The following is a 15,670-nucleotide window of genomic DNA, read 5'->3' as shown; positions in this document are numbered from 1 at the left end:
TTCCCGTCCGGACGCGGTTACCGTCGCCCGGCGCCGGGGCGTGCTCAGTTGGGAGGGGCGGGAATATCCTGGCGCCGGGGACGTTGAGGGCAGTACATGCAAATGCATGTAAATCGGGTACACTGGTTAAGCAGGCCCGAACAACCTCGGCGAACGGAAGGCTCATCATGCAGATCGGCGTATTCAGCGTCAGCGACATCACCCAGGACCCCACCACGGGCCGGACCCCCACCGAGCACGAGCGCATCAAGGCATCCGTGGCGATCGCCAAGAAGGTCGAAGAAATCGGCATGGACGTCTACGCCATCGGCGAGCACCACAACCGGCCGTTCTTCTCCTCCTCCCCCACCACCACGCTCGCGTACATCGCCGCGCAGACCGAGCGCATCACGCTGTCCACGGCCACCACGCTGATCACCACGAACGATCCGGTCAAGATCGCCGAGGACTTCGCCATGCTGCAGCACCTCTCCGACGGCCGCGTGGACCTGGTGCTGGGCCGCGGCAACACGGCCCCGGTCTACCCCTGGTTCGGCAAGAACATCCAGGACGGGATCGAACTGGCCATCGAGAACTACAGCCTGCTGCGCAAGCTCTGGGATGAGGACACCGTCAACTGGTCCGGCAAGTTCCGCACACCGCTGCAGAACTTCACCTCCACCCCGCGCCCGCTCGATGGCGTGGCCCCGTTTGTCTGGCACGGCTCCATCCGGACACCGCAGATCGCGGAGGTCGCGGCCTACTACGGTGACGGGTTCTTCGCGAACAACATCTTCTGGCCCAAGGAGCACTACCAGCAGCTGATCGGACTCTACCGCGAACGCTACGAGCACTACGGCCACGGCAAGGCGGACCAGGCGATCGTAGGGCTGGGCGGACAGTTCTTCATGCGGAAAAACTCCCAGGACGCCGTCCGGGAATTCCGGCCGTACTTCGACAACGCGCCCGTCTACGGCCACGGCCCGTCACTGGAGGACTTCACGTCCCAGACGCCGCTCACCGTCGGCAGCCCGCAGGAGGTCATCGAAAAGACCCTCACGTTCCGCGAGTTCTTCGGCGACTACCAGCGCCAGCTGTTCCTGATCGACCACGCCGGCCTGCCGCTGAAGACCGTCCTGGAGCAGCTGGACCTGTTCGGCGAGGAAGTCCTGCCGGTTCTGCGCAAGGAGTACGCCGACCGCACGCCCGCCCACATCCCGGCTCCGCCCACGCACGCCGGACGCGTTGCCGCCCGGATCGCAGGTGAAGGCGTCGCCGTCGAGGGCACCGCAGGTGAGGGCGCTGCCGCTGCCTCCCCGACGGAGTCGCGATGACACCCCGGCACGCCCCGGCCACGTCCGGGCCGTCGATGTCCTCAGTCCGGCTGGCCGCCGAAACCTGGGAGTCGCTGTTCCGGGCACAGGTGGCCGTGATGCGCCGGCTGCAGTCCGGCCCCGCCTTCCGGAACCTGACGGTGAACGAGTACGACGTGCTGTTCACCCTGTCGCGGTGCCCGTCCGGCTGGCTGCGGCTGAACGAGCTGAACGACAACGTGCTTCTGAGCCAGTCCAGCCTGAGCAGGCTGGTGGACCGCCTGGAGAAACGCGGCCTCGTGGAACGCACGCCCGCCCCGGACGACGGCCGGGGCGTGCTGCTCAAACTCACGGAGGAGGGCGCCGCGCTGCAGAAGGAAATCGGCCGGGAGCACGTGCGGGACATCGCCGAGCTTGTTGCCCCGGCACTGACTGCGGCGGAGCAGCGGGAACTCCTGCGCCTCACCGAGAAGCTGCGTGCGTCGCTGCCGTTGCGTTAGTCACCTGCCGACCCGTTAGCGGGACGGCAGGTGACACCGTCGGTGGCAGGTGACAGGGCCGCCGTCGGACGGCCGACGGCGGGAGGCCGCTTACGCTGCAAAGCTGACGTCAGCGGAGAACGGCCAGTTTGTCCGGATCCTCCGCCGGCAGTTTGCCGTCCACCGTGGCGGAAACACGGATCTCCCGAAGGGACAGACTGCCGCCCACTGTGGACAGGAAGGCGGTGTCCGAGGAGTCGCGCCCGGCGGTGATGCGCAGCATGGAGTCCCTGGGCGCCAGGCCCGTGGGGTCGATGACGTGCCAGGCGCCGTTGACATGGGCCTCGGCCACGGCATGGAAGTCCATCGGGGAAAGGCCCGGCGCATACACGGCCGCCAGCCGCGCAGGCACGTTCTTGGCGCGCAGCAACGAGATGGCCAGGTGCGCATAGTCCCGGCACACGCCCCGCCGGTTCAGCAGGGTTTCCACGGCCCCGTCCGTTCCGCGGGACGAACCGCTGACGTAGCGCAGTTCGTTGAAAACCCAGTTGCGCACGGCGTGCAGGAGTTCCTCGCCCTGGAGTCCGCCGAACTCCGCATACGAGGTGGGAAGCAGCCTGTCAGACTCCGCGTAGCGGCTGGGCCGGACATAGCGAATCAGCTCCATCAGTGAGGCCTCCCCGGGTTCGGCACGGCCCCCGACGGTCGCCGAGTAATCCACCGTTACCTCTGTGGGGTCGGCAAACTCCATGTAGTGGAACCTGCCGCCGTGGTGGTCCGAAAGCTCAGTGAGTGGAACCTTCTCCCCGTCCGCCGTCACGCTGAGGTCCTCCACAAAGGACGTGTAACCGGCGTTCCTTGCCACGGAGATGGCCATCGCCACCTTGGTGTCGGCCACGGTCTTGAATACCAGGCGGGCAGCAACAGTTCGTTCCATGGGTCTCCGGGGTGTGAGGCGGCGGCGCCAGTCAGTCGCGGCTGCGGGCTGGGTGTGCCGGAGGCGCGGCGGGACTAGCTCTTGATCTTCAGAGACATTAGCATCCGCTGGACGTTGGCGAATTCGGAGCCCTTGTTGACGTAGCCGGCGGCCTGGTCGAGGGTGTCGAAGGCTTTGGCAGGAGCCACCTTTTCATCCGGCGCGAATGCCTTCAGCGAGCGCACGTCGCTGAACGAATAGTTCCCCTTGCCCGCCAGGCCCTGCACCACATTCTGCAGCTGGCAGGCCTTGGAATCGGCGCCGCCCACCAGATTGGTGATGCCATAGGAGCCAAAGTAGCGGTAGCCCTGGATCACCCTGAACACCACGTGCGGGTCGATGGTCCCCTGCCCACCGCTGTGCGGCAGCTCCACAGGAACGCTGCTGACGACGACGTAGGGCTTGCGGGCGGAAGCGGCGCAGCTCGCTGCGGAGGTGTTGGGCAGGCCGGTCTGCAGGGTGGCCAGGTACGTGCCTTCCTTGTCCTTGACCTCGATCTTCACCGCACCGGGAAGGGTGCCCTTGTCAGGATCCGCCGACTGGGCAATCCAGTCCTGCGGAAGCTCGAAGCTCACTGTCTTGGCAGGGTCGGTGAAGACCTTCCAGGCCGCCGCCGTGGCGCCGGGTGAGGCTGAGGAACCTTCCGACGCGGTGCCGGAGGGGCTGGCGGTCCCGGAGGCCGCCCCGCTCGCCGGGCTGGTGCCCGGCTCCGCCGTCCAGGCGGGCCCGCCCTTGCCGTCGCTGCTGCAGCCGGCCATCAGGCCCGCCGCCAACAGCACGACGGCGGCGATGCCTGTACGTCCGCAGGCCGTGATCCCAGTCATGGCTCCAGCCTAGCCGGGACGCCCTGCCCAACCCGGGGCCACAGGTCAGCGTTTCGCCGGCGAATTAGCAACTAGGCTGAGGTCATGGCCGAACATGAGCTGGACGCAGCAGAGCAGACACTGGCGAACATGTCCGCCCTCGATATTGCCGACTGGCGGCTGCGGACCTTCGCCCTCTACGACACAGTGCGCAAGATCGCCGCGGACAGCCCCGAGGAAGCCCACGCCTACTGGCGCCAGGAGCGTGACCGCATGTTCGGCACCCACGCCGCGTCGGCACTGACGGCCGAGGCCAAGGCGTCCTTCTACGGTCTCAAGACGGCGGACTACGATCCCATCTACCGCTTCTATGTCCCCTTGACCAAGGAGGGCGCCGGGCAGGAGATGAACGTTGAGACCGGGACGGACGGGCTGGTCAGGTTCCTCCGGCTGGGAACGTTCGACCTTCCCGAGATGGGGCAGCTGGCCGTATGGAAGCTGAAGGGCTACGGCGGCGGGATCTTCGTCCCGTTCCGTGACGCCACGGCCGGAACGCCCGGCGGAAGCTACGGCGCCGGCCGCTACCTCCTGGACACCATCAAGGGCGCATTCCATGGCGTCGTCCGCGGTTCGGGGCCGGAAGTCCAGTATGTGCTGGACTTCAACTTTGCCTACAACCCGTCGTGCGCCTACAACGAGGCCTGGGCCTGCCCGCTTGCCGGCCCCGCCAACCGGCTGGCCGTGGAGATCCCGGTCGGCGAGCTGTACTGACGCCTTGCGGATCGTGGCGGTTCCGGCCGGCACATACTATGGCTGCATGACCCCACCTGCCCAGCGGATCGCACGTGTCCGCCCCGTCGCCCCAGCCCCGTCGTCCGCCGTGGCCCGGGACGCAAATCCAAACGAGCTTCCCGAGCAGTTCTTCGTGGCCAACCTCGCCGCGGACTTCGCGAGCACGGCGGGACGGACCTGGACGGTGGTGGAGTCCCCGTTCCCGGGCTCGCGCGCCAACGCCGGCAGCCCCGGCCGGAAGGGATGGGAGCCCGGGTCTGAGGTCTCCGAGGCTAGCTTCACTTTCCTGGCGCCGAGTGTGCCGGCCAATGTCCTGGGAATGGCCCACAACACCGGGCAGGCGGGCCGGAACCTTCCCGCCCAGGCCTTCCACAAGGCGGCCACCAGCGTGATCGGGCCAGGCGAGGCGATCGAGCTTCCGGCCGGAATCGGCCTGGTGGAGCCGGAGGCGGAGCTGGCGGTCGTCGTCGGCCGGGCAGCGAAAAACCTGACTCTCGAGAACGCACGGACCGCGGTTCTTGGCTACACCATCGGCAATGACGTCACCGCGCGCAACCGGCAAAAATCCGATGAGCTGTGGCTTAGCGCCAAGAGCCAGGACACGTTCACGCCGGCCGGGCCGTGGATCGTCACCGGGCTGGACCACGCAGACCTGCCCGTCGGCGTCGTCCACAACAACACCGAACTGCCGGCGGCAAGCACCGCGGATCTCGGCTGGAAGGTGGACGAGATCCTCGTCTACCTGACGTCGTTCATGACCCTGCACCCCGGCGACCTGGTGCTCACGGGGTTCCCGGCGGCGAGCGCCGGCATCCGGCCGGGCGACACCGTCACCTGCCGGGTAGGCGGGATCGGGGAGCTCACCAACCCGGTCACCACCGCTAGCTGACCGGCAGGCCGCCCAGGTTGCGGACGCTTCCGACGGCGGCCGTCACCGCCGCGGCGGCGGCGTCCAGGTCGGAGGCGGTCACCGACGAGTCAAAGCTGAACCGCACGGCGGTCTGCGCCACCTCCGCTTCGATGCCCAGAGCCACCAGAACCGGTGACGGCGCATCCGCTCCGGCCGCGCAGGCCGAGCCGCTGGAGCAGACCACCCCCTGGCGCTCGAGTTCCAGGAGCACGGACTCCCCGCTGGTGCCGGGGAAGCAGAACGACGCCACGGAGGGCAGCCGTTCGGACGGGTGGCCGGTCAGCAGCGCACCGGGAACGCCGCCCCGTACCGCGGCGACAAACCGGTCGCGGAGACCCGTGACGTGGGCCGCGAGCGCAGGCTGGTCGGCGTGCGCCAGGGCGAGCGCGGTGGCCAGGGCCACGGCCCCCGCAACGTTCTCTGTGCCGGAGCGCCGGCCGCGTTCCTGGCCGCCGCCGTGCACGAGCGGCTCCATGCGGGTCCGGCCCCGGACGAACAGGACGCCGTTGCCCTTGGGCGCCCCGAGCTTGTGCCCGGAGATGCTCAGCGCGTCCACCCCGAGCGCCCGCACGTCCAGCGGCAGCCAGCCGGCGGCCTGCACGGCGTCGGTGTGGAAGGGAATGCCCCGCTCCTTCGCCAGGGCCGCCAGCCCGGCCACCGGCTGGACGGTCCCCACCTCATTGTTGGCGTACATGATGCTGACCAGCGCGGTTTCGTCCCGCAGCACCGCGGCGAGCGCCTCCGGGGTGACCGTACCGTTTCCGTCCACCGGCACCACGTCCACGGTGAAGCCGTGGAAACGTTCCAGGTACCGTGCGGACTCCTCCACGGCAGGATGCTCGACGGCGCTGATCACCACCCGGTTCAGCGCCGGGTCGGCGGCCTGCCGGGCCAGCGCAATGCCCTTGACGGCCAGGTTGTCCGCCTCCGTGCCGCCCGAGGTGAAGGTGATCTCCCCCGGCCGGCAGCCCAGCACGGCGGCCACGGTCCTGCGGGCATCCGTGAGCGCCCGCGCGGCGGAGTCACCGAGCGAGTGGTGGCTTGACGGGTTCCCGAATTCGCCGGTGAGGTAGGGCCACATGGCCTCCAGCACCTCCCTGCGGACGGGTGTCGTGGCTGCTGCGTCCAGGAAGATCATGGTGTGTTCACCCCACTGTCAGTTCGACGTCCAGGCCGAGGTCCAGGGCCGTGACGCTGTGCGTCAGGGCTCCGACGGAGATGACGTCCACGCCCGCGGCGGCGATGTCCGCCACTGTGCGCAGGTTGACGTTGCCGCTGGCCTCCACCACGGCCCGCCCGGCAACCTGCCGGACGCCGGCACGGAGTTCCTCGAGGCTCAAGTTGTCCAGCATGATGGTATCCACCCCGGCGGCCAGGACGGGCTCGATCTGCTCGGCGCTGTCCACCTCCACCTCGAAGTGCGTGGTGTGTCCCAGCTGGGCCTTCGCGTCGGACAGCAGCGCGGTCAGCTTTGCCGGGTCTCCCCCGGTCATGACGGCCAGGTGGTTGTCCTTGGCCAGCACCGCGTCGGACAGGCTGTAGCGGTGGTTGGCGCCGCCGCCGCAGCGGACGGCGTACCGTTCCAGGACGCGCAGGCCGGGGGTGGTCTTGCGGGTGTCCGTGATGCGGGCCTTGGTGCCAGCGGCCAGCGCCACGAATTCCGCCGTCCTGGTGGCGATCGCGCTCATCCGCTGTGCCAGGTTCAGCCCGACCCGCTCGGCCAGCAGCACGCTGCGCGCCCGGCCGGTGACCCGGGCGAGCTTTGTTCCGGACGTGAACGCTTCACCGTCGGCCACGAGCAGCTCCACCTGCGTGTCCGGGTCCACCATCAGCATCGCGTCGCGGAACACGCTGCCCCCGCTGAAGACTCCCGGGACGCGGGCGTTGAGCACAGCGGTGGCGCGGGCCTCGGCAGGGATCAGCAGCTGCGAGGTGATGTCGCCGCTGGGCGCGTCCTCCGCAAAGGCCCGTTCCAGGATTTCGCGGACGGGTGCTGCAGGGAGGGTCAGGCTAGTCATGGACAAGGCTCGCTTTCGGGCTCATTCTGAATTCTTCGTCTAGGTAGCCGACTGGAAGATCTGCCGGCCGGCTGTCATCCCGGTAATGCGCGCCGAGAGAAGCCTGCCGCTTATGCGCCGCGTGCACCAGCAGCTGCGCGGCCAGCAGCAGGTTGGCGTCCTCATGGGTACGCGGGTCCGCTGACTGCGGCACCGCTTCAGGACGGACGACGGCGGCCCACTCACCAAGCACGGCCCCCGCCTCCCGCAGCAGTCCCCCATTCCGCAGCACGCCGGCCTGAGCAGTCATCAACCGCCGCAACGCGCTCCGGGAAAACGCACCCCCCATTTTTCCCTCGGGGTAGGGCGCAGTGCTTCGGTCGTCTGGATTGGAGTCGACTAACGGTGCCCCGGAAGCGTGCGTCAAAGGGAGGCCGCTAGCGGCCGAGGGCCCACACGATCCGGGTTCCCTGGCCGAGATTGCGAGGTTAGGGAGATCGTGGGGACGCGGAGTAGTGCTGTTCTGCGACGGCTCAACCAGAAACGCCTCAACAGCGCGTCTCCCAAAGACCAGCCCCTCAAGGAGCGAATTACTCGCCAGCCTGTTGGCACCTTGGACGCCGGTGCAGGCGGCTTCGCCGGCTGCGAAGAGCCCCGGGACGCTGGTGCGGCCGTGCAGGTCGGTGGAGACGCCGCCCATCCAGTAGTGCGCGGCCGGCGCGACGGGCACGAGTTCCCGGGTCCAGTCGATGCCGGCCTCCTGGGTGCCGCGGGTGATGGTGGGGAAGCGTCGCTCCAGGAACCCTGCTCCCCTGGCGGCTTCGATCCCCCGGGCGTCGAGGTAGACGTGGCCGTTGGGGTCGCCGAGCGCGGCCAGGTGCAGGGCGATGCTGCGGGAGACGACGTCGCGCGGGGCGAGTTCGCCGTCCGGATGGTAGCCGTGCAGGAATCGGTGGCCCCGGGCGTCAACGAGGATGGCACCCTCGCCGCGCACTGCCTCGGAGATCAGCAGCGGCTCCTGTCCGCCGTCGGACTTTGTTCCCCCCTCCCGGCGGGCTGATTTCCCCGGCCGGACAAGGCAGGTGGGGTGGAACTGGAAGAACTCCAGGTCCGCCACCGCGGCACCCGCGCGCCAGGCGAGGGCCAGGCCGTCGGCGGTGGCCACGGACGGGTTGGTGGTCTGCGCGAACAGCTGCCCTGCCCCGCCGGTGGCCAGCAGCACGGCGTCGGCCTGGATGCTGCCAGGCCGGTCGTCCTGCAGGAACTCGACGCCCGTGACCCGCCGGCCCTGCTGCAGGAGGGCTGTGACGCTGGCGTGGCCCAGCAGCCGGATCCTGCCCGTAGCCTGAGCTGCCAGCACGGCGCAGATCAGGGCATTGGCGATGCCGGCGCCGGTGGCGTCGCCGCCCGCGTGCAGGATCCGCGGCGCGGAGTGGGCTGCTTCGAGACCCAGGGCGGGGTCGCCGTCGTCGTCCAGGTCAAAGCGGACGCCGAAGCGTCCGAGCCCAGCGATGTCCCGGCGCGCCTCGGTGCACAGCACCCGGACAGCCGCCGGGTTGCAGTGCCCGGCGCCAGCCTTCAGGGTGTCGGCGATGTGGGCAGCAACGGTGTCGCCGGGCGACGGCTCGTCCAGGACGGCGGAAATGCCGCCTTGGGCGAAGTACGTGTTGCTGTCCGCGAGCGCGCCCTTGGTCAGCAGCACCACGTCGGCGCCTGCCTCCGCCGCGAGCAGTGCGGCGTAGAGGCCGGCGATGCCGCTGCCGACGACGGCGAGCCGCCGTCGTCCGGCTGTTCCGTTTTCGCTGGGGATGGTCATGGCGGGCTCCCTGTTAGGGCTTGGCGGCGAGCATGCGCTCGAGTGCTGTCCTGGCGTCCTGCTGCACGTCATCGTCCACGGTGATTCGGTTGACAATGCGGCCGGCGATGAGCTCTTCGAGGACCCAGGCCAGGTAGCCGGGGTGGATCCGGTACATGGTGCTGCACGGGCAGATGACCGGGTCCAGGCAGAAAATGGTGTGCTGCGGGTACTGCGCCGCCAGCCTGTTCACCATGTTGATCTCGGTGCCGATGGCGAAGACCGTGGGCTCGGTGGCTGCCGCGATGGCCTTCTGGATGAAGTCCGTGGATCCGGCGGAGTCGGCTGCATCCACCACTTCCATGGGGCACTCGGGGTGCACGATGACGTTGACGCCGGGGAAGTCGGCGCGGGCCTTCTCGATCTGGGCCACGCTGAAGCGCTTGTGGACCGAGCAGAAGCCGTGCCAGAGGATGACGCGGGAGTCCAGCAGGGCCTGTTCGTCGTTGCCGCCAAGTTCCTTGTGCGGGTTCCACATGGGCATCTGCTCGAGCGGGACGCCCAGCGCCTTGGCCGTGTTCCGGCCGAGGTGCTGGTCCGGGAAGAACAGGACGCGCTGGCCGCGCTCGAAGGCCCACTCGAGGACCGTCTTGGCGTTGGACGAGGTGCAGACGATGCCGCCGTTCCGGCCGCAGAAGGCCTTCAGCGCCGCGGAGGAATTCATGTAGGTGACGGGGATGACCGGAACGCGGCCCTCGGCGTCGGGCTCGGTGCCGAAAATCTCCTCGAGCTGTTCCCAGCACTCCTCCACGGAATCGGCGTCGGCCATGTCCGCCATCGAGCAGCCAGCGGCGAGGTTCGGCAGGATGACAGCCTGCTCCGGCTTGGAGAGGGTGTCAGCGGTCTCCGCCATGAAGTGCACACCGCAGAACACGATGGCCTCGGCATCGGGCCGGGTCAGGGCGGCGTTGGCCAGCTGGAAGGAGTCGCCGACGAAGTCGGCGTACTGGACAACCTCGTCGCGCTGGTAGAAGTGGCCCAGGATGACGGCGCGGTCACCCAGCGTTGCCTTGGCAGCCCGGATCCGGGCATCGAGCTCGGCTTCGCCGGCCAGCTTGTACTCCTCCGGAAGCTGGCCCTGGCGCGGCGTGGAGGCGGGAGCGACGTCCGCACTGGAAGCCCCGGGGCCGTACGCGGGAACACCGGAGAGCGTTTCCGCGAGGTCGTACTCCCAGGGCCCCTTGGCAAGCGCCGGGCTGCAGGTGCCGCCGGTTGCCGTGGCCTTCTCGGCCTGTTCACGCGTGATCAGCTGGATGGCAGTGTTGACGCTGCTCATGGGGTGCTCCTGTTATCTGGGTCGAGGCCGGGGCGGCCGGTAAATCGGTAAAGACGCGGCGGGCGGTGCTTGCCGCCCTGGAGGTATTCACCGGTTTCTTCGATTTCCGGCGTCGACTTGATCTGCCGGCGGAAGTTGGCGGGGTCCAGCTGCGTGTCCAGCACGGCTTCGTAGACCTCGCGGACCTGGGCGAGGGTGAAGTACTCCCCCAGGAAGTGATAGGCGATGGAGCCGTAGGCCAGCTTGTTCCGCAGGCGCCACAGGGCGTAGTCCACAATCGCGTTGTGGTCGAAGGCCAGGCTGCCGAGCTTGTCGGCACGGAACCACCGGACGTTCTCGGATTCGTCCGCGAGCGCAGCCTCGGTGGGCTGGACCAGCGCCCAGTAGACGATGGACACCACACGCTGGGTGGGTGAACGGTGCAGGCCGCCGAAGGCGTAGAGCTGCTCAAGGTAGCTCGGTGCCAGCCCTGTGGTTTCGCGCAGGTTCCGCGAGGCGGCGTCCTGCAGGGATTCGGCGTGGGTCAGCGGGCCGCCGGGGAGGGCCCACTGACCCTTGAAGGGTTCCCGGATCCGGCGGACCAGGGGGATCCACAGCGTGGGGCGGCCGGAGGACTCGCTGGGCCGGAGTGCGAAAATCACCGTGGAAATGGCGAGCGACGGCGGCGCGGACCGCCGCTCGGCCACGTTGGCTGAGGTGGTGTACACGGTAATCACCCGCTTCGCTGCGATCGGTTGGCCCCTTCGGGGCCGTCCTGGATTAGTTATAGTCAAGTTGACTCAAACTGATTCTACGGGCGGTTGCCCGGGATACAAAATGTTTCGCGAAAGTTGGGTGTAAATTCGAAAGGTCCCAAAAGGACCAGTCCCCAACCCCAAGAAGGTACGCAGCATGACGATGAAGTCCACGGCAGAGCGGCCGGCAGTCCAGCTCCGCCACAGCATGAAGCCCCGCCAGCTGACCATGATGGGCCTGGGCAGCGCCATAGGCGCCGGGCTCTTCCTGGGCTCAGGCGCCGGCGTCCAGGCAGCCGGCCCCGCAGTCCTGGTTTCCTACCTTGTGGCCGGCACCCTCATCATCCTCGTCATGTGGGCGCTCGGCGAGATGGCGGCAGCCAACCCCAGCAGCGGCGCCTTCTCCGTTTACGCCGAACGTGCCATGGGCAGGACCGCCGGGGCAACCGTGGGCTGGCTCTGGTGGCTGCAGCTGGTGGTGGTCATCGCCGCCGAGGCGCTCGGTGCGGCAGGGCTGCTGTTTTCCGTCTGGCCGGTGGTTCCGGTATGGGCACTCGCGCTGGTCTTCATGGTGGTGTTCACGGGCATCAACCTCGCCGGGGTGAAGAACTTCGGCGAGTTCGAGTTCTGGTTTGCCATTCTCAAGGTGACCGCCATCGTCCTGTTCCTCGGCGTCGGCGCCGCGCTGCTCCTCGGGCTCCTGCCGGAGGCGGCATCCCCGGGGCTGGCCAACATCACCGGAGGCTTCGCGCCCTCCGGCCTCGGCGGCATTGCCACGGCACTGTTCGTGGTGATCTTCGCCTTTGGCGGCACGGAGATCGTGAGCGTCGCGGCCGCTGAGACCGAAGACCCCGAGCACAGCGTCACCAAGGCCATCCGCACGGTGGTGTGGCGGATCCTGGTCTTTTACATCGGCTCCGTCTTCGTGATCGCCGCCGTCCTGCCCGCCACGTCGGAGGCCCTGTCCTCGCCGTTCGCAGGCGTCCTGGATGCCGCCCGCATCCCCGGTGCCGCCACCGCCATCACCCTGGTGGCCGTCGTCGCCCTGCTGTCCGCCCTGAACGCCAACCTGTACGGGGCGTCCCGCATGGTGTTCTCGCTCGCAGAGCGCGGCGAGGCTCCCGGCTTCCTGTCCCGGCTCAGCGGCGCGGGGGTGCCGATGATCGCCGTCGGCGTCTCCGTCGCGTTCGGCTTCATCGCCACGGTCCTGGAACTGCTGTTCCCCGGACGCATCCTGCCCGCCCTGTTCCAGCTCGTCGGGTCCACCTGCCTCGTGGTCTGGGGCTCGGCGCTGGTCTCCCAGCTCATCCTGCGCCGGCGGGCGGACCGCGACGGCACTGCCCTGCCGCTGCGGATGAAGGGCTTTCCCGGGCTCACCGTGTTCGGCCTCGTGCTGCTCGGACTGGTGTTCGCGGTGGGCTTCAGCGCCGAGAGCAGCCGCGTCCAGCTGATCAGCACGCTGCTGCTGATTGCCGGCATCGCCGGCGCCTGCTGGGCGGGGGCCCGCTTCGCGGCATCCCGGCGCGCCCGGCTCTCCTAGCCGTGGATTTGCCCGGTCCCCAGGCAGGTAGAGTGGTGCCCATCCACGGCGGACCGGCGACGAAGCAGTCCCGGCGAGCCCTGCACCTGACGAGGATGAGACTTGACGAGGACTGAGGCGATGAGCGGCAGACACACCGGCGAACAGCACTCCCACACGGTCGAGGGCACCGACCCGCAGCTATACGTCGAGGTGCATGACCCCACGAACGACGCCGGCCTCCGCCCCATCCTCCTCATTCACGGCTTCTCCGCGTCCAGCAAGCTGAACTGGGAGGACACGGGCTGGATCCCTGCGCTCCTGGAGGCTGGCCGCCGCGTCATCACCGTCGATCTTCCCGGCCACGGCCGGAGCGGGGCGCCGGAGGACATGGACTCCTACTCCCCCAGCAGGATCAGGGCTGACCTCCTGCAGATAGCGTTCGACGCCGGCGCCCGGCCCTTGCGCGAGGGTGACCCTGCCAGCGGGCTGGACGTGGTGGGCTATTCCCTCGGTTCCCGGCTCGCCTGGGAGTTCGGCGCCACCCAGCCGGAGCTGGTCCACCGGCTGGTGCTGGGCGGCCCGAACATGGCCGACCCGCTGGCGGCCTTCGACCTCGTGGCCGCCCAGCGGTACCTTGCCGACGGCACGCCCATTGAGGACTCGTCCACGGCCGGGCTCCTGAGCATGGCGCAGGCGCTGCCGAGCAACAACATCTTCGCACTGCTTTCCCTGGTGGAAGCCATCAAGCTGGAACCGTACGACCCCGCGGAGGCCGTGCCGCACATGCCGGTCCTGCTGGTGGCCGGTGAAAATGACGAACGCGCCGCGTCCATGCCGCAGCTCGCCGACCTGGCCCTGAAGGCCGGCTCCATGGCAGAGCAACTGGTCCTGCCGGGGCGCACGCACACCAATGCGATCACCAGCCGCGCCTTCAAGCAGGCGGCCATCGCGTTCCTCGGCAGCTAGCGGCTCCCGCCGGAGCCGACGGGCGTAGGCTGGACTTTGGGGGGCGGAGACACCGGAAGAGGAACCCATGGCCATGGTTTTTGAGGACCGGGAAGATGCAGGACGGCAGCTTGCAGCCGCCCTTCCGCAATTCCGCGAGCGCCCGGACACCATGGTGCTGGGCCTGGCCCGCGGCGGCATCCCGGTGGCCGCCGCCGCGGCTGAGGTCCTTCACCTGCCGTTCGGGGCCCTGCTGGTCCGCAAGCTGGGCATTCCGGGCCACGACGAGACCGCATTCGGCGCGCTGGCCTACTCGGGCGGAAGGATCGTCCGCCTGCTCAACAGGCCGCTCGTTGAAAGGATTCTCGACGACGGCGTGCGGCAGGAGTGGCTCGACCAGGTGGAGCGCCGGGAGCGGGCCGAACTGATGCGCCGGGCCGACAGCTACCCGGCCGTGGACCACGACATCCACGGCAAGACGGCCCTGCTGGTGGACGACGGTCTGGCGACAGGGGCCACTATGCGGGCAGCGGTCGAAGCGGTACGGATGGCCGGTGCGGCAGCGGTAGTTGCCGCCGCACCCGTCGGTTCGATCGAGGCGGAGAAGTCACTGTCCCGGGTGTGCAATGTTCTGTGCCTCCACCTGCCGGGAAGATTCCGGGCCGTGGGCGCCTTTTACCGGCGCTTTGACCAACTGAGCGACGAGGACGCCATAGCCGTGCTGCATGGCGCCCGCATCTAGTGCCGGCTGACCCCGAGCGCCCGGCCGCGGGTCTCCTTCGCCAGGATCACTCCGATGCCCGAAATGACGCACAGGATCATGATGTAGATGCCGATGGAGCCGGTCCATTTGGTGCTCTGCAGGAGCGACTCGGCGATGGTGGCGGCGAACGCACCGCCCAGGATGGCGCCGAAGGCGTAGCCGATCGAGATGCCTGAGTACCGCACGTTGGCCGGGAACATCTCCGCGTACATGGCGGACATGGGGCCATAGGACAGGCCCAGGCCCACCGTGAGGACGAACAGCGCCACGCCGTAGAGCATGATGTTCTTCGTGTCGATGAGGGCGAACATGGGGATCATCCAGGCGAAAATGATCGCGTAGCCGGTCAGGAAGGTTTTGACGCGGCCGATCCTGTCCGAGAGCCAGCCGCCCACCAGGGTGAAAATCAGCCAGCCGAAGGATGCCAGCGTGGTGGCCAGCAGGATCTGCGGTGTGGGCATCTTCAGCGTCCGCGTGGCATAGGCGATGAAGAAGGCAATCAGGAGGTAGCCGGCCGCGTTGTTGCCGATGAAGATCATGGTGGAGTAGAGGACGGCCTTCTTGTGGCTCCGGATGAGTTCGCCGAGCGGGGCCTTGCTTTCTTCCTTGCGGGCAGTCATTTCCTTGAAAACCGGGCTTTCACCCACTGCGCGGCGGATAATGTAGCCCACCACGATCAGCACGATGGAGAGCAGGAACGGAACGCGCCAGCCCCACGACGAGAAGTCTTCCTTGGACATGCCGGTGTTGAGGAAGAACAACAGCCCGGTGGCCAGGATCATGCCCACTGGAACGCCAATTTGCGGGTAGGCGCCGAACAGGCCGCGCTTGCTCTTGGGGGCGTGTTCCACTGCCATCAGGGCCGCGCCGCCCCATTCACCGCCGGCGGAGAAGCCCTGCAGCACGCGCAGGAGGATGAGCAGGATCGGAGCCCAGGCGCCGATCTGGCCATAGGTGGGCAGCATGCCGATCAGCGCCGTTGCTGCTCCCATCATGATGAGTGTGAAGACCAGCATGGCCTTGCGGCCCAGGCGGTCGCCCAGGTGCCCGGCAACGATGGCGCCGAGGGGGCGGAAGAGGAAGCTGATGCCGATCAGGGCGAAGGAGAGGATCTGCGCCAGGCCCGGGTTGGATTCGTTCAGCGGTGCCAGGAACAGTGGCGATAGCAGCGTTGCGGTCAGCTGGGCAAAGATGAAGAAGTCGTACCATTCGATGGTTGTGCCCACCAGCGTGCCGGCGAGGACTTTCCGTTCCTCACGCTTGCTGCTGGGGCCCGCCTCTGAATCGACGTGTGAAGCTGCGGTCATTGAAACTCCGTGGGTGGGG

General features: G+C 68.3%; 15 protein-coding genes. 7 read left to right on the top strand and 8 right to left on the bottom strand.

The window, feature by feature from the left end; all coding sequences use genetic code 11:
- Positions 1 to 167 precede the first annotated feature (167 nt).
- On the top strand, positions 168 to 1,313 hold the full coding sequence (locus tag ABIE00_RS07570) for an LLM class flavin-dependent oxidoreductase (protein ID WP_354258700.1): 1,146 nt from the start codon (positions 168 to 170) through the stop codon (positions 1,311 to 1,313).
- Entirely contained in the window at positions 1,310 to 1,792 is a 483-nt protein-coding gene (locus ABIE00_RS07565; RefSeq protein WP_354258697.1) for a MarR family winged helix-turn-helix transcriptional regulator, read from the top strand. Before ABIE00_RS07570 ends, ABIE00_RS07565 begins: the two co-directional genes overlap by 4 nt.
- A gap of 109 nt (positions 1,793 to 1,901) precedes the next feature.
- Here the strand turns inward: ABIE00_RS07565 and ABIE00_RS07560 are convergent, their stop codons facing one another.
- Positions 1,902 to 2,708, bottom strand: a complete 807-nt coding sequence (locus ABIE00_RS07560; protein WP_354258695.1) for a transglutaminase-like domain-containing protein — start codon at positions 2,706 to 2,708, stop codon at positions 1,902 to 1,904.
- A gap of 74 nt (positions 2,709 to 2,782) precedes the next feature.
- Complete coding sequence (locus ABIE00_RS07555) at positions 2,783 to 3,571, bottom strand: hypothetical protein (RefSeq protein WP_354258692.1); 789 nt, start codon at positions 3,569 to 3,571, stop codon at positions 2,783 to 2,785.
- Positions 3,572 to 3,655: 84 nt separating this feature from the next.
- On the opposite strand from ABIE00_RS07555, the gene ABIE00_RS07550 reads away from it, so the two are divergent.
- Both ABIE00_RS07550 and ABIE00_RS07545 read left to right on the top strand, forming a co-directional pair.
- On the top strand, positions 3,656 to 4,321 hold the full coding sequence (locus ABIE00_RS07550; RefSeq protein ID WP_354258689.1) for a DUF1684 domain-containing protein: 666 nt from the start codon (positions 3,656 to 3,658) through the stop codon (positions 4,319 to 4,321).
- A 46-nt stretch (positions 4,322 to 4,367) separates the two neighbouring features.
- Positions 4,368 to 5,231 carry a fumarylacetoacetate hydrolase family protein gene (locus ABIE00_RS07545; protein ID WP_354258686.1) on the top strand — a complete coding sequence of 288 codons (864 nt, stop codon included), beginning with the start codon at positions 4,368 to 4,370 and terminating at the stop codon, positions 5,229 to 5,231.
- Here the strand turns inward: ABIE00_RS07545 and ABIE00_RS07540 are convergent.
- The 5 genes from ABIE00_RS07540 to ABIE00_RS07520 are packed head-to-tail and all read right to left on the bottom strand — an operon-like array spanning position 5,224 to position 11,087.
- Positions 5,224 to 6,390: a cysteine desulfurase family protein gene (locus tag ABIE00_RS07540; protein ID WP_354258683.1), complete on the bottom strand. Its 1,167-nt coding sequence runs from the start codon at positions 6,388 to 6,390 to the stop codon at positions 5,224 to 5,226. The genes ABIE00_RS07545 and ABIE00_RS07540 overlap by 8 nt on opposite strands.
- Before the next feature lie 7 nt (positions 6,391 to 6,397).
- The gene (gene nadC / locus ABIE00_RS07535) at positions 6,398 to 7,270 is read right to left on the bottom strand and encodes a carboxylating nicotinate-nucleotide diphosphorylase (RefSeq protein WP_354258680.1); all 873 of its coding nucleotides are present in this window, start codon (positions 7,268 to 7,270) and stop codon (positions 6,398 to 6,400) included.
- On the bottom strand, positions 7,263 to 9,065 hold the full coding sequence (gene nadB / locus ABIE00_RS07530) for an L-aspartate oxidase (RefSeq protein WP_354258677.1): 1,803 nt from the start codon (positions 9,063 to 9,065) through the stop codon (positions 7,263 to 7,265). Before nadB ends, nadC begins: the two co-directional genes overlap by 8 nt.
- 13 nt (positions 9,066 to 9,078) lie before the next feature.
- Positions 9,079 to 10,380 carry a quinolinate synthase NadA gene (gene nadA / locus ABIE00_RS07525; protein ID WP_354258674.1) on the bottom strand — a complete coding sequence of 434 codons (1,302 nt, stop codon included), beginning with the start codon at positions 10,378 to 10,380 and terminating at the stop codon, positions 9,079 to 9,081.
- Positions 10,377 to 11,087 (bottom strand): NUDIX hydrolase, encoded by a 711-nt coding sequence (locus tag ABIE00_RS07520; RefSeq protein WP_354258671.1) that lies wholly within the window; start codon positions 11,085 to 11,087, stop codon positions 10,377 to 10,379. The genes nadA and ABIE00_RS07520 overlap by 4 nt, the downstream gene beginning before the upstream one ends.
- A gap of 184 nt (positions 11,088 to 11,271) precedes the next feature.
- On the opposite strand from ABIE00_RS07520, the gene ABIE00_RS07515 reads away from it, so the two are divergent.
- The 3 genes from ABIE00_RS07515 (at position 11,272) to ABIE00_RS07505 (ending at position 14,323) form a co-directional block, all read left to right on the top strand.
- Positions 11,272 to 12,654 carry an amino acid permease gene (locus ABIE00_RS07515; protein WP_354258668.1) on the top strand — a complete coding sequence of 461 codons (1,383 nt, stop codon included), beginning with the start codon at positions 11,272 to 11,274 and terminating at the stop codon, positions 12,652 to 12,654.
- Positions 12,655 to 12,774: 120 nt separating this feature from the next.
- On the top strand, positions 12,775 to 13,602 hold the full coding sequence (locus ABIE00_RS07510; RefSeq protein WP_354258665.1) for an alpha/beta fold hydrolase: 828 nt from the start codon (positions 12,775 to 12,777) through the stop codon (positions 13,600 to 13,602).
- A 67-nt stretch (positions 13,603 to 13,669) separates the two neighbouring features.
- Positions 13,670 to 14,323 carry a phosphoribosyltransferase gene (locus ABIE00_RS07505; protein WP_354258662.1) on the top strand — a complete coding sequence of 218 codons (654 nt, stop codon included), beginning with the start codon at positions 13,670 to 13,672 and terminating at the stop codon, positions 14,321 to 14,323.
- Here ABIE00_RS07505 and ABIE00_RS07500 read toward each other — a convergent pair.
- Complete coding sequence (locus tag ABIE00_RS07500; RefSeq protein ID WP_354258659.1) at positions 14,320 to 15,651, bottom strand: MFS transporter; 1,332 nt, start codon at positions 15,649 to 15,651, stop codon at positions 14,320 to 14,322. The two genes, ABIE00_RS07505 and ABIE00_RS07500, sit on opposite strands and share 4 nt — an antisense overlap.
- Positions 15,652 to 15,670 lie beyond the last annotated feature (19 nt).

Source organism: Arthrobacter sp. OAP107 (genome assembly GCF_040546765.1).
Classification (GTDB): domain Bacteria; phylum Actinomycetota; class Actinomycetes; order Actinomycetales; family Micrococcaceae; genus Arthrobacter.
This window is presented reverse-complemented; position numbering and strand designations above follow the sequence as displayed.